Here is a 20,241-nt window from a genome sequence, read left to right as displayed (position 1 = left end):
GCCCGGTGCACGCATGAACGAGAGCATCGCTTATATCGGCCTGCTGGCTGACGAAGAGATCGAGCTGGACAGCGCCGCCTTGATGCTGAGCGCTCTTGACCATGAAGGGATCGACGTCGAACCTTATCTGGCTCTGCTGCGCGAGATCGGCGACGCGATCCAGGCGGAACGGGCGGACATCGACGACGATGATCTGCAAACGGGAGCAGCACAGGGTGCCCTTCTCGCGCATATATTCAGCGGCCAGTTCGGCTTTGAAGGCGATAGCCTGACCTACGACGCACCTTTGAATGGCGACATGATCCGGGTGCTGGATCGTCGTAGGGGGCTGCCGGTCAGCCTTTCCATCCTCTATGTCGCCGCCGCCCGGCGCGCCGGATGGCAAGCGCATGCGCTGAACACGCCCGGCCATGTCCTGGTCAGCATCGGGCCTGATGAGGCTACGGCCATCATCGATCCTTTCCGCAGCGGCGCGCTGGTGCAGGCCGGGCAAGTGGCCGGGCTTCTCACGGTCGCCGCGTCGGCGGGCAGGCAAGACGTTTCGACCCTTGAGCCGATGTCGAACCGCATGACACTTGTGCGCCTGCTCCTCAATCAGGCCACTCGGGCGGAACAGGCGAGCGACACATGGCGGGCCTGCTCGATTTATGAGCGCATGACGGTGGTTGCACCCGAACATGATGCAGGCTGGTGGGCGCTTGCCCGACTGCAGTTGGAACATGGCGAGGTGGAAGGCGCCCGCGGGAGCCTGTGCGCCCTGCTGGAGATCAGTCGGGACCCTGAGCGCCGCCGCTATGTTGCCGCAGCGCTCAGCCGGTTATCGGGCCAATCTCCGGCGTGAGTGATCGGGCGAGAGGATCTTGGCCATGAGACTCACGCCACTTGTTCAATCCGTCTTCAAGTCATTCCCCGCGCGTTCCATAGCGGCGCCCGCATCTTCCTTCGCTTCCCGGGCTTCGCGCCTTGCATCCTGTGTGGCGTTAGTCGTCGCCGCACCGATCTCGTTCGTGCCCCTGTCGATCGCCCGCTCGGCATGATCGAGACCATTGTCGATCTTCGCTCCTGCCTGATCGACCGCCCGGCTGACGTCATTGCCAATCGTCGATCCCGCATTCTCGAGGCTGTCAGCTGCCTTTTCCGAGCAGGCGGACAGGCCCATCCCCGCGACAATCACCAAAGCGGCCACAATTGATGCTTTCATGCTTCCCTCATCTTGCTGTCAAACGCATGAGCCAAACCGTTAGCCAGCCTTATGGTTGCCTTTGGATCAGCGGCTGCGCAGGCCGGAAACCATGGATCGATCCGCGTCGGGGATCAGCCCCTCCAGCACCCGCCAGAAGCCCGTCACCGACCCCTGCCCCGCCTGCGCATAAGCCGCCGCCATCTTTTCACGCAGCGCGCGGAACAACTCGGCCTCCAGCATCTTGCCCGACGCGCTGAGCCGCAACAGCTTCTGCCGCCGGTCGCTCGCCCCCTGCCGCGTTTCAATATAGCCACGCTCTATAAGGTCATTGAGCACCCGGCCCAGCGACTGCTTGGTGATGGACAGCAGGCGCAGCAACTCCTTCACCGTCAGGTCCGGCTGACGCGAAATAAAATACAGCGCGCGATGATGCGCACGCCCTAGCCCCTGTGCCGCAAGCCCGTCATCGATCGACCGGGTAAGTGCGGAATAGCCGAAATACAGCATCTCGATCCCCCGCCGAATCTCATCCTCCCGCAGGAAGAGAGGCGACGCAGGCGTGATCTGCGAAACCGGTGCGTTGGCAGGCGAACTGTTTGCATTCATGCGAGGCGTCCAGGAAGATTTCGAAGCCCGCATATTGGCGAAGCCATAGTGACATGACTAGGCTTTCCTTTCGCGCAACAGACGCTATATGCCGTCCCGCGCGGCGGTCGCCGCACACATGCTGGGGCGTCGCCAAGCGGTAAGGCAGCGGCTTTTGATGCCGCCATGCGCAGGTTCGAATCCTGCCGCCCCAGCCAACTATCCTGAATGTTCAACCACTTTCGGCCCGGCTCTGTGACGCGGTCGAGAATGGCGCGGTTCCGCGCGCTTTTGGTGGTGGCTTCGAAATCCGGTACACAGAGATACGGGTGTTCGCCCGCTAGAACCACAAAAAAGGCCCCGCGTCTCACGGAGCCGTTTCAGGTAGTACACGATTTTTGAAGTGGCGGCGTTAGAAGCCGAGCGCCTTCCGCTGGCTCTGCCATTCAAGCGGGATTCGGGGCAGCTGCATCAAGCGGCGTGTGGTGAGAGCTGGCGGATGCCGCCCCTCGACGATCGCGCTCACGATATCGGGCGCCAGGAAGGCGAGCCGCGCCACGCGCTCCAGCTTGCGATCGCGCGATCCCGCGCCGACCGCGAACAGCCGCTGCCGCGCTGCCTCCGCCTTCGCCAGCAGCGCAACAAGCGCCGGGTTGACCTTGGGCGGACGATCCTTTGCGGTGCGCAGCACGAGCTTCAGATTATGCCCATGGCGATCCGGCTTGGTCGGAATGACGATTGGGATGCGAACGCCATCATCTTCGGCCGGGGGGCGCTGCCTTCTCCAACAACGCAACCAGCAGTCGCTGGCTGATCGAGCCCTCGATCCTGTCGGGATGAACGCGGAGCGCCAGGCCGAGCGATTGAAGCTGTTGCCGCAGCTCGGCTTTGCTCGCTTTTTCCATCTTCGCGGCGAGCGCTTGCGCCGCATGGGCACGCCGAACAATCGCCTGCGCCTCTACCTGAGGCAAGGCCATGATGGTCCGCTCGTCGGCAAGCAAGCCGCTGGTCGCATCGACCACCGCTCGCTCCAGTTCGGTGGCCGGCAGACGAAGCGCGGACGCCTTCGTGTTGGCATCCTCAAGGGCCGCCGCCGTGCTGGAGACATAATAGCGATAGCGCCGCTGCTTCTTCACCGCATGGCTGGGCGACATCGGCCGATCGCAATGGTCGCGGATCATGCCGGTGAGCAAACTGCCATGGTGACCATTGCCGCGCTCGCGCTTGAGGCCGATCGCGGCGGCGCGCTTCTCCTGCACCGCATCCCATAAGGCCTGGTCGATGATGGCTTCATGCTCACCTTGGTAAATCTGACCTTTGTGCCGGATCTTGCCGAGATAAGTGGGATTAGAGAGAAGATAATGCAGCGGCCCACGAACGAACGGCTGGCTTTGCCCGCTGCCTTTCGAGGGGCGATTGAAGATGCCTTCGACCTTCAGTTCCTCCATCAGCGCCATGACCAATGGCGACGCGAGATAGCGGCGATAGATATGGACGAGCGTCTTCGCTTCGTTCGGGTGCGGCACCAGCTTTTTGTCGATGACCTGATAGCCGAACGGCACCGTGCCGCCCATCCACATGCCCTTGGCCTTGGACTGGGCGATCTTGTCGCGCCCCCGTTCGGCGATGACCTCCCGCTCGAACTGGGCGAAGCTTAGCAGCACGTTGAGCGTCAGCCGTCCCATGCTGGTTGTGGTGTTGAACTGCTGGGTGACCGACACGAACGACACGCCCGCTGCATTGAACACATCGACAATGCGGGCAAAGTCATTGAGGGCTCGGGTCAGGCGATCAACCTTATAGACGATCACCACATCCACCCTGCCCGACCGCACATCGGCAAGCAGCCGCGCCAGGGTCGGCCGCTCCATGCTGCCGCCCGAGAAGCCGCCATCATCATAGAGGGTGGGCAGCACCGACCAACCCTCGCTCTTTTGGCTCAGCGCATAAGCGGCGCACGCCTCCCGCTGCGCGTCCAAGCTGTTGAACGCCTGGTCGAGCCCCTCCTCGGTGGACTTGCGCGTATAGATGGCGCAGCGCAGCCGCTTCTTCTGGGTCATGGCTTCACTCCAAAGAAGCGGGGTCCTGACCAGTGGGCGCCAGTGATGTGGCGGGCGACGGCGGTGAGCGACGCGAAGCTCTGGCCCCTATAGCTGCAGCGGCCTTTCTCCGACCAGCACATGATGGCTCTCACCGCCCCATTCGCGCACCAGCTTTGTGCCGGGCGCCAAGACAGCTGCGGGGGCGGCCCGCGCCAACCCCGCCCCGCTCAGCCGCTGCCGCATCTTCTCCCTGGCCCCGCCTTGCGCCGCGCACTGCGCGTCAAAGGCGAGCGCCCTGGCAAGCAGGCTAGCAGCGATGGAGGGCGGCTTTGCCCCATGCACCCTCTCCCACTCCGCCTTGAGCACGGTAGGCTTCATCGCCTCGATCTCCGCGACGCGTGCCGCAAGCCCCCGCATCAGACCTGTCCCGCCAGATGGTAGCAAGTCACAGCGCCGCGCTTGCACTTGTCGATGGCATGCCCCTTCTTGCGCAGGCCCGTCAGCGCCGCCCGCGTGGTGTGCGGCAGCCAGCTCGTGGCGCCGGTCAGTTCATCGAGCGTCGCGCCGCTCTCCCGGCGGAGCATGTCGAGCACCAGGGCGGTTTTGGTGTGCGCCGCTGGCGCGGCTGCCGGGGTGGGAGCCGGATCGGCGGTAGTGGGCTGCTCCATCTGAAGCGTCATGTCGTCGGCCGTCGTGGGTGCAAGATGCCCCGTGGACGCGTCGGGCTCCCCTGCGCCCGGCTCATCCGCCTCGACCGCGATCGCGGCACGGCCCGCGTCAGTAATGATCACCCCTATCGCGCGCCGCCCTTCGGTGCGCCAGGCATCGGGGCTCTTCTTGATCGGCACCTCTTGGGCCAAGCCGCGGCGGATCAGGGATTCGAGCGCCTTGCGAATGCGGGCGGGTCCGTCGCCGAGCGTCTCGGGTGGCGGCAGCAGGCTGCCATTGTCACGCTGGGCGGCGGTCGCGAGCAGCACCAGCTGGATGTCGGTCAAGCGGACGAGGCTGTTCATGGGTGGTCTCCTGGTTCGAAAGCGGCTCCAGTGCCGCTCCCACCACCCAAAGCCCCGTGGCGTGTCACCGTTCGGGGCAGCGACCGCTCCGGGGCCGCGTCGTTTCCATGACCATAGCGTTCGCTCCGTTCGCCAGCGAAGTCGAGTGGAATATCGAGGGTGTGCAAGCTTTCTGGCGTCGCCGCCGTCGGCCGAATCTTAGGGCAATGGCAGCCCGTCAGGATAGGTCCGCGCGTAGCCGCGCGGACTGGCCGACCCGCCGAAGCCCATGGCGCTCCAGGCGGAGGGATGCGCCCAATGCGCCGAGACGATGTCGGGCAGCACGCGCCACGCCCATAGCAGGGCTGGATTGACGCCCGCCCAGCCGGCGGTGAGCGCCCGTCCCTCGCGCATGTCGGTCAGCAGCATGTCGATCTGCCCGCCCGTCAGCTGCGCGAAAGGAGCGCTCCATCGCGCGCGCCTCCGCCTCCAGCCCTGCGAGCGCGAGACGCCATGCTGTCTGGGTCTGCGGCATTCCTGCGGGGCGATAGCCGTCGCTGCCATTGTCCTCTGGAGGAGAAGGACGACGGTATTCGTGGGCGGCCGCCCTTCCGGTTCGGGCGCGACATGCGCGACCAGCACATGCAAGGTTTCCAGTTCGGCGACCCCAAGCGCTTCAACGGCTTCGCGCATCGCCAGACGCTCGTCGATCACGGCCCGGGTCTGCCTGTTCCAGCTTAGGCTGCCGCGCTTGGAGAGCACGTCATAATCCGGGAAAGGATCAGCCACGCCTTGCCCTCTCCATCATTTTCAGCGCTCCAAGCCCTGTGAGGGCCAGCCCCGTGAATGAGGGCGGCGCAGGCAGCGGTAACCGAATATTCGGCGCACGCCCCATTGCCGCAGTCGTTCCCAAAAGAAATCGCTCACGGTCTGCGTCATGGCAGCTCTCCAGGTCAGATGTCGGGGCGGTTAAGGGGTAACGGATCGCCGACCCGTGCGTTCCCCAGTCTGATCAGGAGAAAAACAGGATGGGCGAAGCGATAGGTTCACGCCTCTGGGTCATTCCGGAGGGCTATATCCCCGGAGGCGAGGGGGCCCGCGCAGACCGAGCGCTCACCAGCCATGAAGCGGCCTGCATGCTTAATACATTGGACGCGCGGGCGAATGTGGAGATCATGCTCTACTTCACGGACCGCGAGCCCGTCGGCCCCTATCGCGTCAGCCTGGAAGCGCGGCGGACGCTGCATCTGCGGTTCAACGACCTTGAGGATCCGGAGCCGATTCCGCTGGACACGGATTATGCCAGCGTCATCCGGTCCGATGTGCCGATCGTGGTGCAGCATACGCGGCTCGACGCCCGGCCAGAAGCGATAGCGCTGCTGTCGACCATCGCCTTCCCCGGCTGATCAGGCGGGTCCGGATCGGTCGATAAGGCCACTGTCGAGCAAGGGCGCGGCATCGATGTCCTCTGCGTCCATCAGCATGGCCAGCCGCTCCACTGCCGCCAGCACCATCGCCTGTTCCCAAGAAGGCAGGCAGTCAAACCGCTCCGTGAATGTGGTTTGCAGCAGGTCGGGAGCATCGGCCAGCGCCGCGATGCCGGGCGGAAGCGTGGTCAGGATGAACTGCCGCTTGTCCCGTTCATTGCGTTGGCGCTGGACAAAGCCCAGTTCCTGAAGCCGATCGACGACCGTGGTGATGGTCGCCTGGCTGAATTGCAGCGCCTGCGCGATCTCACTGGGCGTGGCCGAATCGCGGGAGGCGATTTCGCGCAGGACGAGCCATTGCGAAGGGGTCAGGCCGGTTGCGTTGGCGAGGCGGCGGCTGCCGATTTCAGTGGCGCGCAGGACGCGGCGGAGCGCGCGGAGCGTGAGGGAGGCGATGTCGGAACTCATGAAGGAAACATAGAAAAGACGGGGGTTTGAAGCCATGCAAATTCCTTCGGTAGACAAAGTATTTTTATGGATTCTTTATGCGCCAAAGAATCCTAAAGCGGCCTTCTGGTTGAAAAATGCGAGGAATTGCTCTAAATGCCTGTCTCGCATCAGGGGGTGGATCAAGCATACCGCAAAATTATAATTCGGGCGATAAAGCATCTTTAGGTCAGATTCCGATGCGGCGACGAGACCGCCACGGGCATTTGCGCGCCTTTCACCCGCGCGTTCATCCAAGTTGCTGTTCCGCAAGCCTACGGCAACGGACGGCGCCGCGGTCAGCGCGCTGATCGCGCAATGCCCGCCGCTCGATCCCAATTCGGCCTATTGCAACCTTCTGCAATGCACGCATTTCGCCGACAGCTGCGTGATTGCCGAGCAAAACGGGGCCTTGGCCGGATGGGTTTCGGGATACCGGCCGCCGTCCGAGCCGGACAGCTTCTTCGTCTGGCAGGTCGCCGTCGCGCCCGCCGCCCGAGGACAACGGCTGGGCGGCCGCATGATCGAGGCGCTGCTGAGCCGCCCGTCTGCGGACGGCGTGACCCATCTCATCACCACGGTGACCGACGACAATCTGCCGTCCTGGGCCTTGTTCGGAGGCCTGGCGAAACAGTGGAGCACCGCACTTTCGAAAAGCGCGCTGTTCCATCGCGACACCCATTTTGCCGGTGCCCATGCAACCGAATGGCTTGCCCGCATCGGCCCGCTGCCGCGCATGAGCGGTGGCACAGCACAAGGAGAAATGGCGATATGATCACCACCCTTCCCCGACCCACAAGTCGAAAACCCGACATCACGTTGTACGAGCGGCGCGAGTCCGCCGTGCGCAGCTACGCCCGTTCCATGCCGCGCCAGTTCAACGTGGCGCAAGACGTCTGGATGCATGATAATCAAGGGGGCCGCTATCTCGACTTCCTCTCGGGTTGTTCGACCCTCAATTACGGTCACAACCACCCGGTCCTGAAGCAGGCGCTGCTCGACTATATTACGGCGGACGGCATCGCTCACGGTCTCGATCTGCACACCGATGCCAAGGCTGAGTTTCTGAATACGCTGGAGAGCGTGATCCTGAAGCCGCGCGGGCTGGATTATCGGGCGATGTTCACCGGCCCGACCGGCACCAACGCGGTAGAGGCGGCGATCAAGCTTGCCCGCAAGGTGACGGGGCGTGAACTGGTGATCGCCTTCACCAATGGTTTCCACGGCATGACGCTGGGCGCGCTTGCCTGCACGGGCAATGCCGCCAAGCGGGGCGGCGCGGGCGTGCCGCTGTCCCACGTCGCGCATGAACCCTATGACGGCTATCACGGTTCTGAGGTAGACACCGCCGATATGCTGGAGCGGCGCTTGTCCGATCCGTCGAGCGGACTGGACGCCCCGGCCGCGATCCTGGTCGAAACCGTCCAGGGCGAAGGCGGCCTCAACGCCGCGTGTCCGGAATGGCTGCGCAAGATCAGCGTCATCGCCAAGCGCCACGGCGCATTGATGATCGTGGACGACATACAGACGGGCTGCGGCCGCACCGGCAGCTTCTTCAGCTTCGAAGGCATGGGCTTCACGCCCGACATCGTGACGCTGGCAAAATCGCTTTCGGGCATGGGGTTGCCGTTCGCGCTTACGCTGCTCAAGCCGGAATTCGACCAGTGGGCGCCGGGCGAACATAATGGCACGTTCCGGGGCAACAACCACGCCTTCGTGACCGCCACCGCCGCGCTGCGCCATTTCTGGAGCGATGGCCAGTTCCAGCAGGACATCGCCCGCCGTGGAACGCTGATCGCGTGCCGGTTGGAAGCGATGGCGGCGGAACATGGCCTGTCCACGCGCGGGCGGGGCATGATGCGCGGCATCGACGTCGGGTCGGGCGAAATTGCCGCCGCCGTCACCGCCGCCTGCTTCGATCGCGGCCTCATCATCGAAACCAGCGGCGCGCATGACGAGATCGTCAAGATCCTCGCCCCGCTCGTCATAGACGATGCCCAGCTTTCGGCAGGGATCGACATATTGGAAACTTGCGTCCGTGAAGCGCTGGCCGTCCCGTACGGCGTCGCCGCGGAATAATGGAGATATCATGATTGTTCGCAAACTTCAGGACATCCGTAAGTCCGACAGGAACGTGAAGTCGGAACAGTGGGAAAGCGCACGCTTGCTGCTGAAGGACGATGATATGGGATTCTCGTTCCACATCACGACCATGTATGCTGGCGAAGAAATCCACATGCACTACCAGAACCATCTGGAAGCGGTACTGGTGCTGAAAGGCAATGGCACGATCGAGGATCTGGGCACCGGCATCACGCATCAGCTGGCGTCGGGCGTCATGTATGCGCTCAACGCCCATGACAAGCATATCGTGCGGCCCGACACCGATATCCTTTGCGCCTGCGTCTTTAATCCGCCGGTGACGGGTAAGGAAGTGCATGACGAAAACGGCGCCTATCCAGCCGAGGCGGAGATGGTCCGCGAGGCCGCTCTTAGCAATTGAACCTGACAAATAGGGGGAAGTCCCTTGCAAGACATCTACCCATCCCGCCATGCGAAGACGGCGGAGTTTTTGCCGCGCCTAGACCCGGTCGTTCACAGCGACTGGAACGAGGACGCGCCCATCAGCAAAGCCCAAGCCGCGCAGTTCGATCGCGACGGCTATCTGGTGTTGGAAGACCTATTTTCCGAAGGCGAGGTCGCCTTCCTCCAGCGCGAAGCTGGCAAGCTGTTGTCAGACCCTGACGCGCTGGAAGAAGAGACAGTCATCAGCGAACCGGGCAGCCGGGAAATTCGTTCTATCTTTCGCATTCACGCGCAGAGTCCAGTTGTCGCGCGGCTCGCGGCCGACCAACGGCTGGCCGATGTCGCGCGCTTCCTATTGGGCGACCAGGTCTATATTCACCAGTCGCGCCTCAACTATAAGCCCGGATTTCAGGGCAAGGAATTCTACTGGCACAGCGATTTCGAGACCTGGCATGTCGAGGATGGGATGCCGCGCATGCGGGCGCTGTCCATGTCGGTGCTGCTGGCGGAAAATACCGCTCACAATGGGCCGCTGATGCTGATCCCCGGATCGCATCGCCGCTTCCTGACCTGTGTCGGGCAAACGCCCGAGGATCATTACCGCATGTCGTTGAGGCGTCAGGAATATGGCGTGCCGGACGAGGATAGCCTGGCCGAGCTGGCGCATAAGCATGGCATTGTCGCACCGACGGGCAAACCGGGGTCGGTCGTGATATTCGATTGCAACATCATGCATGGGTCGAACGGCAACATCACGCCCTTCCCCCGCGCCAACGCCTTTCTGGTCTATAATGCCGTCAGCAACCGGCTAGGCACGCCCTTTGGCGTCGACAAGCCGCGCCCGGAGTTCATCGCGACGCGCGGCGAGCCACAGCCAATCGTGCCCGAAACAGGTCCGCTGGCCGAGGAGACCCTGATATGAACCGCCATAGCGTCGAGAAGATCGGCGGCACGTCAATGGCCGAGACGGCCACGCTGTTCGACAATGTCCTGATCGGAGGCCGAAAGGGCGCGGATCTTTATAATCGCATCTTCGTCGTGTCCGCCTATGCCGGGATGACCGACCTGCTGCTGGAGCATAAGAAAAGCGGCCAGCCGGGCGTCTATGGCCGCTTCGTCGCGGACGAAGGCGTCGACGGATGGCGCGAGGCGATGGAAGCGGTGCGAACCGCTATGCAATCGCGTAATGCGCAGATGTTCGCGCGGGCGGACAGCCGACGCGAAGCCGATGCCTTCGTCGATATGCGGATCGATGCCGCGGCGGCCTGTCTGAACGATCTAGCGCGGCTGCGCAGCCATGGGCGCTTCTGTGTCAAGGAGCAGCTGGCGACCGTGCGCGAAATGCTAGCGGGGCTGGGCGAGGCGCATAGCGCCCACAGCACCGCCCTGTTGCTGCGCGACCGCGGCGTCGATGCCGCCTTCGTGGACCTGACGCCGTGGCACCAGCAGAACATGCAGAAGCTGGACGAGCGGATCGTGGAGGCGTTGGAGCCCATCGACCTGTCTTCAACCATGCCGATCGTCACTGGCTATGCGGGATGCAGCGAAGGCATGGTGCGCCGTTACGCTCGAGGCTATTCGGAAATGACCTTCTCGCGGATCGCGGTGCTGACCAGGGCGCGCGAGGCGATCATCCACAAGGAATTTCACCTGTCGAGCGCCGATCCGAAGCTGGTCGGAACAGACAAGGCGCGCAAGATCGGGCGCACCAATTATGACGTCGCCGATCAGCTCGCCAATCTGGGCATGGAGGCCATCCATCCGGGCGCCGGGCGCGGGCTACGCCAGACCAATATTCCGTTGCGCGTGCGCAATACGTTCGACCGGGAAGATGGCGGGACGCTGATCTGCGGCGATTATGTGTCCGAAAGTCCAAGGGTCGAGATCGTGACCGGCGTTCGTCATGCGCAGGCCCTCCAGTTCTTCGAACAGGACATGGTGGGCGTGAAGGGCTATGACGCCGCCATATTGGAGGCGCTGACACGGCATCACGCATGGATCGTCAGCAAATCGTCCAACGCCAATACCATCACCCATTATCTGTCGGCTGCTGCGGCGACGGTGAAGCGGGTGATCGACGATCTCCAGATACGCTATCCGGATGCGTCAATCTCCGCCCATCCGGTGGCGATGGTGTCGGTGATCGGGAGCGACATATCCCGGCCTGCGCTGGTCGCCGATGCGTTGCGCGCGCTGGCCGATGAAGGCGTTGGGGTCATCGCGATGCAGCACCAGATCCGAAATGTCGATGTGCAGTTCATCGTCGATGTCGGGCATTATGATGCTGCCGTCCGGGCGCTGCACAGCGCTTTGGTCGAACGCGAAGAGATGGCGGCGACGGGGAAGCGCGCCGCCTGATCGGCGGCTGATCGACCTGTCATGCTATTGGCCATTCAACCCGTACGCAGCCTGTTGCTGTCCATCTTCATGCTGATGGCGGGCAGCGGATTTCTGGCGACCCTGATCAGCCTGCGGCTCAATCGGGCGGGCAGTGGCACGATGACCATAGGCATCGTCGCCACTGCCTATTTCGGCGGGCTGATCATCGGGTCGCTGCGCGCGGGCGGTATCGTGCGGCGCGTGGGGCATATCCGCGCCTTTGCCGCTTTCGTCGCGCTGCTGTCGGCCAGCACATTATCCTATGCGCTGTGGACGCAGCCGCTGTTCTGGATGCTGCTGCGGCTGATCGATGGCATTTGCGTCGCGGGTGTGTTCGTGTGCCTGGAAAGCTGGCTCAACGACCGGGCCGAGCCGGAGATGCGTGGCAGCGTGCTGGCGGCTTACATGGTCGCCCTCTATTCAGGGCAGGCGATCGGGCAATTGCTGTTGGGGGCGAGCGGGTCGCTGCCCGCCATTCCTTTCCAGATCGCGTCGATCCTGATTTCGCTGGCCATCATCCCGCTATGCCTGACGCGCAGTTCCGCGCCTGCGCCTGTGGAGGCAAGCGCCTTTTCACTCCGATCCTTGCTGGCGGCATCGCCGCTGGGCGCTTGGGGCGCAGTGGCGACGGGGCTGATGCTGGGCGCATTTTATGGGATGGCGGCGGTGCATGTGCGGCGGCTGGGGCTGGACCTTGCTGAAACCGCGCATTTCATGATGATCGTCATTCTGGGCGGCGTGGCGCTGCAATGGCCGCTGGGGCGCTTGTCCGACCGGCACGACCGGCGTCGGGTGATCGTCGGCAGCTTTGCGGTCGCGGCGTTGGTCAGTATCGCGCTGTCGCTGATCAGCGGCGGCGGCGTGCTGCTGATAAGCCTGGGCGCATTGTTCGGGGGCTTGAGCTTCGCGCTCTATCCGCTGTGTGTCGCGCATTGCAACGATCGGCTGCTGGAAACGGAGCGGGTGGCGGCGAGCGGGCGGCTGGTGCTGCTCTATTCGATCGGCGCGGCGCTGGGGCCAGTGCTGGCCGCGGGATTCATGACGGCGGCGGGCACCGGCGGGCTGTTCCTGTTCATCGCCTGCTGCGCGGGGGTCGCCATGATGGTCGGGCTATGGCGGCAGCGCGCGTCCGAACCGGTGCCGGACATGTATCAGCAGGAGTTCCAGATCGTACCGCGCACTACACCCATGGCCGCGCTGCTGGACCCCAACAGCGTCGATGAAGGACAAACCACATGACCGCCATTTCCGCCACCGCCGCAGCCGATCCCGCGCCAAGCCAGGACGCCACGCTGCGCCGCGCGATTGCCGCGTCCGCCATGGGCAACGCGACCGAGTGGTTCGATTATGGTATCTATGCCTACGGCGTGACCTATATCTCGGCCGCGTTATTTCCCGGCAGCACGGAGGAAGCGGTGCTGTTCGCGCTGGCGACGTTCGCCATTTCCTTTCTCGTGCGCCCATTGGGCGGGCTGTTCTGGGGGCCGCTGGGCGATCGGCTGGGGCGCAAGTCGGTGCTGGCGCTGACCATCTTGCTGATGTCGGGGGCGACGCTCTGTGTCGGGCTGATCCCGGATCATGCGACGATCGGCTTCTGGGCGCCCCTGCTGCTGATCCTGTTGCGCATGGTGCAGGGATTTTCGACCGGCGGCGAATATGGCGGGGCGGCGACCTTCATGGCGGAATATGCGCCCGATGATCGGCGCGGATTCTATGGCAGCTTTCTGGAGTTCGGGACGCTGGCGGGGTTCTCGCTGGGCGCGGCTTTGATGCTGGGTTTCTCGCTGATGCTGGGGGATGCGGCGATGCATGCGTGGGGATGGCGCGTGCCTTTCCTTGTGGCGGCGCCGATGGGGCTGGTCGGCATGTACCTGCGCTCGAAGATGGAGGACACGCCCGTTTTCCGCGCGGCGGCGGCGCTGCATGACAGCGGGCCGCCCTCCCCCGGCCTGTCGCTGCTGATGCGGCGGCACTGGCGGCCGATGCTGGTGGTCGGCGGGCTGGTGGTCGCGCTCAACGTCGTCAACTACACGCTGCTCAGCTACATGCCGACCTATTTGCAGCGGCGCATCGGACTGTCGAATGACGAAGCGTTGATCGTGCCGATCATCGGCATGCTGCTGATGATGCTGTTCCTGCCCTTTGCCGGCGCGCTGTCGGACAGGGTTGGGCGGCGGGTGATGTGGCGGGTGTCGCTGGTCGGGCTGCTGATCGCGGTGGTGCCGCTCTACATGCTGATGGCAACGGGGCTGGCGGGAGCGATCGCGGGCTTCGTCCTCTTGGGGCTCCTTTACGTGCCGCAGCTGGCGACGATTTCGGCGACCTTTCCGGCGCTGTTCCCGACACAGGTGCGCTTTGCGGGCTTCGCCATCGCCTATAATCTCGCGACCAGCATCTTTGGCGGGACGGCGCCCGCGATCGGCAGCGGTCTGATCAGCTACACCGGCAATGAGCTGATGCCGGCCTTCTACATGATCGCAGCCTGCATCGTCGGGCTGATCGCGCTGCGCTTCATGCCCGAGACGGCTGGCAGATCCCTTTATGACGATCCCTTCGCGGAGAAGCAGGCTTGATTACCCACCTTCCGGTTTCCAACGACAGCATCTCGACCTTGACGCGCGGCTATGTGAACGAGCCGTGGATGCAGAGCGGGCTGGCGCTGCTGCTGCTCGGCATAGTCGCATGGGCGGCCAACTGGGTGGCCAAGCGCATCGTGCTGCGGCTACTGCTCCGCCTGCTCCATCACCTGCCCTTCCGTATTGAGGGGAAACATATCGGCGCGATCGTCGCGCGGCTGTCGAACATCGTCCCCGCGCTGGTGATACAGGTCGGCATTGGCACTGTTCCGCATCTGCCTGCGCAAGCCGTCACATTCGTCCGCAGCCTGTCCACCGCCTTCATCATCCTGACCATCGCGATCGCGCTCAGCGGCTTCCTGACGCTGCTCAATGACCTGTATCAGCGCCGCCCGAACGCCGCCAACCGGCCGATCAAGGGCTATGTGCAGTTGGGCAAGCTGCTGCTCTACGGCGCGGCGGCGATCCTGATCATCGCCGCATTGATGGACCAGTCTCCGCTGCTGCTGCTGTCGGGCCTGGGCGCGATGGCCGCGGTGCTGATGCTGGTGTTCAAGGACACGATCCTGTCGCTGGTGGCGTCGGTCCAGATCGGTTCCAACGACATGGTGCGCGTCGGCGACTGGATAGAGATGCCGCAGTTCAACGCGGATGGCGACGTGATCGACATCGCGCTGCACACGGTAAAGATCCAGAATTTCGACAAGACGATCACGACGATCCCGACCCATCGACTGATTTCCGACAGCTTCCGTAACTGGCGCGGCATGTCGCAATCGGGCGGGCGACGCATCATGCGCTCGCTGATGATCGACCAGCGCAGCGTCCGTTTTCTGGATGACAGTGACATTGAGACGATGGCGCAATTCGCAGTGCTGCAACCCTATCTCGAAGCGAAGAGACAGGAGATCGAGCGCTGGAATAGCGAGCAGGGCGCGGACGGCACCGTCAATGGCCGACGATTGACCAATGTCGGCACTTTCCGTGCCTATGTGCTGGCCTATCTGCAATCCCGCAGCGACATCGCGCAGGACAAGACGTTGCTGGTGCGTCAGCTCGCGCCTAGCGAGAACGGCCTGCCGATGGAAATCTATGCCTTCGCCACCAGCACGGTCTGGGATGAATATGAAGGCATTCAAGGCGACATATTCGACCACCTGATCGCCATCCTGCCCGATTTCGACCTGCGACTGTTCCAGCGTCCGACCGGCGCCGACGTGACGGCATTGGCGACGGCCTAGGGGCCGATGTCGATCGCCTCTGGCTGTGACTTGCGGCCTGCGCCGGTGAAGCCCAGGCGCTGTGCGACTGCATCGTTCCAGCCATAGGGGTCCGCGCGGAAGGCGATGTCGCCCGAAGGCCTCATAAAGACATTGCAGTAGAGCAGGCGCACCGGAATCTCGCGCGGCAAGGCGACAAACTGCTCCTGCCCGGATTGACGCGCCGTCAGCCATTGATCGAGGACACCCTCATCGGACGCGAGCATCTCCGCAAAACCAAGCGCATCTTCGACCCGGACGCAGCCATGGCTGAGATGCCGTTCGCTCCTGTCGAACAGGGCGGGCGCGGACGTGTCGTGCAGATAGATGGCATGACCGTTGCGCATGTCGAACTTCACCTGCCCCAGCGCATTGTCCGGCCCTGGCTGCTGGACGATCCAGCCGCCGCGCAGAACCATGTTGTTGCGCTGGAGATAGGCGGCATCCACATGCGCCAGCTCCGTGTTCTGGATGGATTTCGGCACGGTCCATGTCGGATTGGCGACCAGCCGGAATATCGGCGAGCCGAGCAAGGGTGTCGGCCGGTCGGGGCGGCCCGCAACCACTTTGCGCTGATCCACGACTACGCCATCACGGATATATTGCATGCGCGCGGCCGCGATGTTGACATCGATACGCGTCGCTGGCTGCGACCGGGGCATCCAGCGCCGCCGCTCCATCGCAACGGCAAGCGCGCGTGCACGGTCCGGTGCCCGCAGATTGAGGACGCTGAATGTGTCAGGGCCGATAATGCCATCTGCCGCTATGCCGTAGTCCTCCTGAAGGCGCTTGACCGCGCTTTCCATCGAGAAGGTGTAGAGCGCACCTTCATCGACAGTTGCCGGGCGCGACCCCGCGCCGACCCGGGACAGGAGATAGTCATTGTCCGCAAGCTGCGCCGCGATGGCAGGGATTCGAGCGTCCCGGTCGCCGACATGGATGAGCCCATCGTCGGGCAAAGGCTTGCGTGCATCTTCCAGCGCTTTGGCGGAATATTCGCGATAGGCCGTCGACAGCCGGCGATACTCGTCGGTCTGGGGCGCTAGGCTGGCGAGCCAAGCGCCAACTCCCTCTTCCTTCATGGCCCCTGCCAGTCCAGCGGGCACATCTGCCGCTGGCCTGGGCAAGGTGTAGATTTCGCGCAGGGAGGCGGGATTGACGACGCCGCGCGCGAGCGCCGATGCATAGGCGAGCGCAAGTCGGGTGAGCTTCAGTTCACGCTGGAGCGCGCTGTCGGACGCGGACGGCCGCGCGCCAAAGTTAATTTGATCAAGGCCATGTTGCGATCGCCGATCCAAAGCGCTGAGCAGTTCCTGTTCGGCCGTAAGTGACCAGCATGCGCGCCACCCCGCCACTTCATAGAAGCGACGGACATTTTCATCCCGGGCGGCGGCGCGCAGTTCCTCGCCCAACGCGGCAACGTCCATGGCCGTCGCGGAGGGGGGCTGGACAGCTGACAGCGCCGGACGATGTGGCAGACCGCTGGCGGAAATCGCGACAAAAGGCAGAAAGAAGGAGCGAAACTTCGAATTCCTCATTGTCGATGAACGGCTTGTCGACGATTTGGCTCCCTCCGCAGGCGGAACGAGCAGCCGCCTCCCCGGTTATAGAATCAACGGCGACAATGATGGCACCGGACGGCTTGGCCGGATACCGCGTTCCCCGCCCCGGAACGATGCGGTGGACCCACCTCCGTTTTCACGGCGGGATATCGCACCGGCGACGAGGGAAAGGACCGCTATGTTCTTCGATAATTGGTGTGGTCTCTGGCGAGTGATGCTGGTGGGCACCGCCGCCTATGCCGCGTTGGTCATCGTGCTCCGGTTCAGCGGCAAGCGGACGCTGGCAAAGCTGAACGCATTCGATCTTGTCGTGACCGTGGCGCTCGGATCGACGCTTGCGACGGTGCTGCTGACCAAGGACGTCGCGCTGTTCGAGGGAATGGTTGCCTTTGTCTTGCTGGCGCTACTGCAATTTCTCGTTGCCTGGAGTGCGTGCCGCTTCCGCATTGTCGCGCGGTTCGCCAAATCCGATCCCAGGATCCTTCTTGCTGATGGCCATATTCTGGAAGATGCTCTGCGCGAGGAGCGCATATCGCCGGACGAGGTGAAGGCGGCCGTTCGCGGCGCGGGGGTGGGCGACCTTTCGGATGTAGCCGCGGTCGTGCTGGAAACAGACGGCAGCCTGAGCGTCATCGCGCGCGATCGTGCCGGGGCACGAACCGCATGGCCGCAGGAGCGTGGGTCGTGAAGGCTCGTCTGCTCCGCTTGGCCGATATGCTGCGGCAAAGCTACTGGTTCCTGCCCTCCATCATGGCCTGCGGCGCGATATTGCTGGCAGGAGGCATGATCTGGCGGGACAGTTATGAAGGCTCGGTTTGGATGGACCGCTTCGCCTGGTTGCGCGCCTCGCGCCCGAGCGGGGCGCGGCAGCTTCTGTCGGCCATCGGCGGTTCGATGATTACCGTCGCGGGCACTGTATTTTCCGTGACGATCGCGGCGGTAGTCTATGCCTCCGGCCAATATGGACCCCGCTTGCTCAGCAACTTCATGCGGGACCGGGGTAATCAGGTCACGCTCGGCACCTTCATCGCCACCTTCCTCTACTGCCTCATCGTCCTGCGAACGGTGCGTTCGCCCGAGGAGTCCGGCGGCGTGGGCTTCGTGCCGAACATCGCCCTGCTGGTCGCGGTGCTGCTAGCGCTCTGCTCCATCGCCGTGCTGATCTTCTTCATCCATCACGTCCCCAGCAAGATCCACATCAACAATGTGATCGAGGATGTCGGGAAGCGCCTGCTTCGGGAGGTAGGCCATCGTTTCCCGCGCTTCCTGGGCGAACCCGCCGATCGGGGTCGTCACACAGGCGACACTATCGTGCCCGAACCCTTTCGGCAGGATGGCGAAGCGGAAGCGGCTGCGCCGGTGCGGCTGGTGACGGCGAGCCATACGGGCTATATCCAACTGGTCCGCGACGAGGACCTGCTCCAGCTGGCGTCGCGCCATGATCTGGTGCTCCGCCTGCGCTATCAGCCGGGGGATTTCGTGCATGCCGGGCGCGCGCTGATCCTCGTCTTCCCAGCGGAGCGTTGCGATGAAGAGGCCAGCCAGGCGTTGGCCGACGCCTTTGCCATCGGATCGCAGCGCACGGCCTTGCAGGACCTGCGCTTTCTGATCGACGAGCTGGTCGAAATCGCGGCGCGGGCCCTGTCGCCGGGCATCAACGACCCGTTCACCGCGATCACCTGCCTGGACTGGCTCGGCGCGGCCATGTCTGACCTGTCGGGACGCGAGATCCCCTTCCATCTACGGCAGGATGCCCACGGGGCGCTGCGCGTCATCGCCCACCCGCAGCGCTTTGGGGATTTTCTCGAACGGAGCTTCGGCTCTCTGGCGCAATATTGCGCAGGCGACCGGGTGGCGGCTCTCCATTTCCTGAGTTCGCTGGGCGAGGTGGCGGTCGCATGCGAGGACCGCGAAAGACTAGCGGCCGTCAGGACTCATATCGACAAAATCGCGAGGCTTGCCGGAAGCAAGCTGGATCGCCTGAACAGCCAGGTCGTGGCCGAACGCGCCAACGTTTTGCGCGACGCCCTGGCCAAGCCCGATCACCGGCGGAGACTGCGCGATGACTTCAGCTGGTTGGGCGGCGCGGCGTGACCGTGCCGGGGACGAGACCAAGCGCAGGCCAGTTGCTGTGGGTGATCGCGCTGATCCTGATCCTGGCGGCTTTGCGGGCAAGCTATGCCGTGACTATGCCGATCCTATTCGCGGCGATCATCGTTGCGGCGTTATGGCCGCTCAAACTGTGGCTGGACAAGCGACTGCCGAGCTGGCTGAGCTATATACTGACAGTCGCAACACTCGTCATCATTCTGACCGTCTTCGTCGCGGCGGTCTATCTCTCACTTGGACAATTGATGAGCGTACTGGGCGCACAGTGGCCCAAGCTCCTGTCTCTCTATGATGCGGCAGCCGACAAGGCTCGGGATTGGGGTGTGACACTTGACGCGCGGCTGCTCGATCAGCAGCGCATTGTTGCCTTCGCGCAGATGCTGGCGTCAAGCATCTACAGTTTCGTCACCTATGTAGGGTTCATCGGGCTGTTCGTGATTCTGGGACTGCCTGAAGTGGCTCGTATGCAGGACAAGATGCGGGCCGAGCTGGAGTTGGAGACGCGTGGCCAATTGCGTTCGACTATCATCTCCATATCCGAGCAGGTGAGGCGCTATTTCAGCACGACGCTGGCGACAAGCCTGCTGACCGGGATGGCATCGACCCTGTGGGCTCTGGCAACCGGGCTGGACCTTCCGATTGTCTGGGGTCTGCTCAATTTCCTGCTGAACTTCGTTCCCCGTCATCGGCAACATCATCGGCATCATTCCGCCGACACTCTATGCGGCGTTGCAATTTCACGGCATCGGCATGCCAGTCCTGGTGTTCGCAGGCTTTGCCGCGTTGCAGATCATCATCAGCAATTTCGTCTATCCGATCCTGCAGGGACGCCGCTTGTCGCTTTCGCCGCTCGTCATTGTCGTCGCCATGACCTTTTGGGGCTGGATGTGGGGCATCGCGGGGACGCTGATCGCCGTTCCCTTAACAACCTCAGTCGTCATCATATGCGATCATTTCGACAGGAGCCGGTGGGTCGCCAAGCTGCTTTCCGCCTGATCGTGCGGGGCGTGAACAGGGCTGCCGCAGAGCCGAGACAAAGGATAGTCTGGAGGCAGCGACGGGAACATCGGACAGCCTTTCTCCGTTAGAGTGGTAGCTCCCACGATAAACGGATG

General features: G+C 63.5%; 21 protein-coding genes, 1 tRNA gene and 1 pseudogene. 14 read left to right on the top strand and 9 right to left on the bottom strand.

Features of this window, described 5'->3' with window-relative positions; genetic code table 11:
- Positions 1-13: 13 nt before the first annotated feature.
- The gene (locus tag ACZ5ZH_RS16105; RefSeq protein ID WP_460988215.1) at positions 14-841 is read left to right on the top strand and encodes a transglutaminase family protein; all 828 of its coding nucleotides are present in this window, start codon (positions 14-16) and stop codon (positions 839-841) included.
- 45 nt (positions 842-886) lie between these two features.
- On the opposite strand, the gene ACZ5ZH_RS16100 is transcribed toward ACZ5ZH_RS16105, so the two are convergent.
- Positions 887-1,201, bottom strand: coding sequence for a hypothetical protein (locus ACZ5ZH_RS16100; protein WP_460988216.1), 315 nt, complete (start codon positions 1,199-1,201; stop codon positions 887-889).
- Between the two features lie 66 nt (positions 1,202-1,267).
- The gene (locus ACZ5ZH_RS16095; protein ID WP_449469244.1) at positions 1,268-1,789 is read right to left on the bottom strand and encodes a MarR family winged helix-turn-helix transcriptional regulator; all 522 of its coding nucleotides are present in this window, start codon (positions 1,787-1,789) and stop codon (positions 1,268-1,270) included.
- Between the two features lie 122 nt (positions 1,790-1,911).
- Here ACZ5ZH_RS16095 and ACZ5ZH_RS16090 point away from each other — a divergent pair.
- A tRNA-Gln gene (locus ACZ5ZH_RS16090) sits at positions 1,912-1,986 on the top strand.
- 194 nt (positions 1,987-2,180) lie between these two features.
- Here the strand turns inward: ACZ5ZH_RS16090 and ACZ5ZH_RS16085 are convergent.
- From ACZ5ZH_RS16085 to ACZ5ZH_RS16065, 5 genes and pseudogenes are all read right to left on the bottom strand, one after another.
- On the bottom strand, positions 2,181-2,459 hold the full coding sequence (locus ACZ5ZH_RS16085; RefSeq protein ID WP_464772998.1) for a hypothetical protein: 279 nt from the start codon (positions 2,457-2,459) through the stop codon (positions 2,181-2,183).
- 64 nt (positions 2,460-2,523) lie between these two features.
- Positions 2,524-3,828 carry a recombinase family protein gene (locus ACZ5ZH_RS16080; RefSeq protein ID WP_464772997.1) on the bottom strand — a complete coding sequence of 435 codons (1,305 nt, stop codon included), beginning with the start codon at positions 3,826-3,828 and terminating at the stop codon, positions 2,524-2,526.
- Positions 3,825-4,188, bottom strand: a pseudogene (locus tag ACZ5ZH_RS16075) (DUF2924 domain-containing protein). Before ACZ5ZH_RS16075 ends, ACZ5ZH_RS16080 begins: the two are co-directional and overlap by 4 nt.
- A 38-nt stretch (positions 4,189-4,226) precedes the next feature.
- Positions 4,227-4,823, bottom strand: a complete 597-nt coding sequence (locus tag ACZ5ZH_RS16070; RefSeq protein ID WP_464772996.1) for a DUF3489 domain-containing protein — start codon at positions 4,821-4,823, stop codon at positions 4,227-4,229.
- 198 nt (positions 4,824-5,021) lie between these two features.
- The gene (locus tag ACZ5ZH_RS16065) at positions 5,022-5,591 is read right to left on the bottom strand and encodes a hypothetical protein (protein WP_464772995.1); all 570 of its coding nucleotides are present in this window, start codon (positions 5,589-5,591) and stop codon (positions 5,022-5,024) included.
- A gap of 239 nt (positions 5,592-5,830) precedes the next feature.
- Between ACZ5ZH_RS16065 and ACZ5ZH_RS16060 the strand changes: the two genes are divergently transcribed.
- Complete coding sequence (locus ACZ5ZH_RS16060) at positions 5,831-6,208, top strand: sensory rhodopsin transducer (RefSeq protein WP_464772994.1); 378 nt, start codon at positions 5,831-5,833, stop codon at positions 6,206-6,208.
- Here the strand turns inward: ACZ5ZH_RS16060 and ACZ5ZH_RS16055 are convergent, their stop codons facing one another.
- A complete protein-coding gene (locus ACZ5ZH_RS16055) occupies positions 6,209-6,733 on the bottom strand; it encodes a MarR family winged helix-turn-helix transcriptional regulator (protein WP_464775232.1) in 525 nt (174 codons plus the stop codon).
- 244 nt (positions 6,734-6,977) lie between these two features.
- Here ACZ5ZH_RS16055 and ectA point away from each other — a divergent pair, with 244 nt between their 5' ends.
- Genes ectA through ACZ5ZH_RS16015 form a run of 8 tightly spaced genes read left to right on the top strand, consistent with a single transcriptional unit; the run spans position 6,978 to position 15,437 of the window.
- Positions 6,978-7,490, top strand: coding sequence for a diaminobutyrate acetyltransferase (gene ectA, locus ACZ5ZH_RS16050; protein ID WP_460989106.1), 513 nt, complete (start codon positions 6,978-6,980; stop codon positions 7,488-7,490).
- Positions 7,487-8,794, top strand: a complete 1,308-nt coding sequence (gene ectB / locus ACZ5ZH_RS16045; RefSeq protein ID WP_460988236.1) for a diaminobutyrate--2-oxoglutarate transaminase — start codon at positions 7,487-7,489, stop codon at positions 8,792-8,794. Before ectA ends, ectB begins: the two co-directional genes overlap by 4 nt.
- A gap of 10 nt (positions 8,795-8,804) precedes the next feature.
- Entirely contained in the window at positions 8,805-9,218 is a 414-nt protein-coding gene (locus ACZ5ZH_RS16040; protein ID WP_449469213.1) for an ectoine synthase, read from the top strand.
- A gap of 24 nt (positions 9,219-9,242) precedes the next feature.
- A complete protein-coding gene (thpD, locus tag ACZ5ZH_RS16035; protein ID WP_460988238.1) occupies positions 9,243-10,163 on the top strand; it encodes an ectoine hydroxylase in 921 nt (306 codons plus the stop codon).
- Complete coding sequence (locus ACZ5ZH_RS16030; RefSeq protein WP_460988239.1) at positions 10,160-11,599, top strand: aspartate kinase; 1,440 nt, start codon at positions 10,160-10,162, stop codon at positions 11,597-11,599. The genes thpD and ACZ5ZH_RS16030 overlap by 4 nt, the downstream gene beginning before the upstream one ends.
- A 21-nt stretch (positions 11,600-11,620) precedes the next feature.
- Positions 11,621-12,859, top strand: coding sequence for an MFS transporter (locus tag ACZ5ZH_RS16025; RefSeq protein WP_460988240.1), 1,239 nt, complete (start codon positions 11,621-11,623; stop codon positions 12,857-12,859).
- A complete protein-coding gene (locus ACZ5ZH_RS16020; protein ID WP_464772992.1) occupies positions 12,856-14,193 on the top strand; it encodes an MFS transporter in 1,338 nt (445 codons plus the stop codon). The genes ACZ5ZH_RS16025 and ACZ5ZH_RS16020 overlap by 4 nt, the downstream gene beginning before the upstream one ends.
- Complete coding sequence (locus ACZ5ZH_RS16015) at positions 14,190-15,437, top strand: mechanosensitive ion channel family protein (protein WP_460988242.1); 1,248 nt, start codon at positions 14,190-14,192, stop codon at positions 15,435-15,437. The genes ACZ5ZH_RS16020 and ACZ5ZH_RS16015 overlap by 4 nt, the downstream gene beginning before the upstream one ends.
- On the opposite strand, the gene ACZ5ZH_RS16010 is transcribed toward ACZ5ZH_RS16015, so the two are convergent.
- A complete protein-coding gene (locus ACZ5ZH_RS16010; protein ID WP_464775231.1) occupies positions 15,434-16,993 on the bottom strand; it encodes a L,D-transpeptidase family protein in 1,560 nt (519 codons plus the stop codon). The genes ACZ5ZH_RS16015 and ACZ5ZH_RS16010 overlap by 4 nt on opposite strands.
- A 202-nt stretch (positions 16,994-17,195) precedes the next feature.
- Here ACZ5ZH_RS16010 and ACZ5ZH_RS16005 point away from each other — a divergent pair, with 202 nt between their 5' ends.
- The 3 genes from ACZ5ZH_RS16005 to ACZ5ZH_RS15995 are packed head-to-tail and all read left to right on the top strand — an operon-like array spanning position 17,196 to position 20,214.
- A complete protein-coding gene (locus tag ACZ5ZH_RS16005) occupies positions 17,196-17,705 on the top strand; it encodes a DUF421 domain-containing protein (RefSeq protein ID WP_449469202.1) in 510 nt (169 codons plus the stop codon).
- Positions 17,702-19,111 (top strand): DUF2254 domain-containing protein, encoded by a 1,410-nt coding sequence (locus tag ACZ5ZH_RS16000; RefSeq protein ID WP_464772990.1) that lies wholly within the window; start codon positions 17,702-17,704, stop codon positions 19,109-19,111. The genes ACZ5ZH_RS16005 and ACZ5ZH_RS16000 overlap by 4 nt, the downstream gene beginning before the upstream one ends.
- Complete coding sequence (locus ACZ5ZH_RS15995; RefSeq protein ID WP_464772989.1) at positions 19,108-20,214, top strand: AI-2E family transporter; 1,107 nt, start codon at positions 19,108-19,110, stop codon at positions 20,212-20,214. Before ACZ5ZH_RS16000 ends, ACZ5ZH_RS15995 begins: the two co-directional genes overlap by 4 nt.
- The last annotated feature ends 27 nt before the right edge of the window (positions 20,215-20,241 follow it).

Source organism: Sphingobium sp. TomMM7A, assembly GCF_055397305.1.
The sequence above is the reverse complement of the archived record's forward strand: the minus strand, read 5'-3'. Positions and strand labels throughout refer to the sequence as shown.

Excerpts from the sequence above, each read along its gene's own strand:
- ACZ5ZH_RS16005 (WP_449469202.1), top strand. The coding sequence starts at position 17,196 with ATGTTCTTCGATAATTGGTGTGGTCTCTGGCGAGTGATGCTGGTGGGC.
- ACZ5ZH_RS16070 (WP_464772996.1), bottom strand. The coding sequence starts at position 4,823 with ATGAACAGCCTCGTCCGCTTGACCGACATCCAGCTGGTGCTGCTCGCG.
- ACZ5ZH_RS16095 (WP_449469244.1), bottom strand. The coding sequence starts at position 1,789 with ATGAATGCAAACAGTTCGCCTGCCAACGCACCGGTTTCGCAGATCACG.
- ACZ5ZH_RS16030 (WP_460988239.1), top strand. The coding sequence starts at position 10,160 with ATGAACCGCCATAGCGTCGAGAAGATCGGCGGCACGTCAATGGCCGAG.
- ACZ5ZH_RS16055 (WP_464775232.1), bottom strand. The coding sequence starts at position 6,733 with ATGGCTTCAAACCCCCGTCTTTTCTATGTTTCCTTCATGAGTTCCGAC.
- ACZ5ZH_RS16105 (WP_460988215.1), top strand. The coding sequence starts at position 14 with ATGAACGAGAGCATCGCTTATATCGGCCTGCTGGCTGACGAAGAGATC.
- ACZ5ZH_RS16020 (WP_464772992.1), top strand. The coding sequence starts at position 12,856 with ATGACCGCCATTTCCGCCACCGCCGCAGCCGATCCCGCGCCAAGCCAG.
- ectB (WP_460988236.1), top strand. The coding sequence starts at position 7,487 with ATGATCACCACCCTTCCCCGACCCACAAGTCGAAAACCCGACATCACG.
- ACZ5ZH_RS16025 (WP_460988240.1), top strand. The coding sequence starts at position 11,621 with ATGCTATTGGCCATTCAACCCGTACGCAGCCTGTTGCTGTCCATCTTC.
- ACZ5ZH_RS16010 (WP_464775231.1), bottom strand. The coding sequence starts at position 16,993 with ATGAGGAATTCGAAGTTTCGCTCCTTCTTTCTGCCTTTTGTCGCGATT.
- ACZ5ZH_RS16100 (WP_460988216.1), bottom strand. The coding sequence starts at position 1,201 with ATGAAAGCATCAATTGTGGCCGCTTTGGTGATTGTCGCGGGGATGGGC.
- ACZ5ZH_RS16080 (WP_464772997.1), bottom strand. The coding sequence starts at position 3,828 with ATGACCCAGAAGAAGCGGCTGCGCTGCGCCATCTATACGCGCAAGTCC.
- ACZ5ZH_RS16060 (WP_464772994.1), top strand. The coding sequence starts at position 5,831 with ATGGGCGAAGCGATAGGTTCACGCCTCTGGGTCATTCCGGAGGGCTAT.
- ACZ5ZH_RS16040 (WP_449469213.1), top strand. The coding sequence starts at position 8,805 with ATGATTGTTCGCAAACTTCAGGACATCCGTAAGTCCGACAGGAACGTG.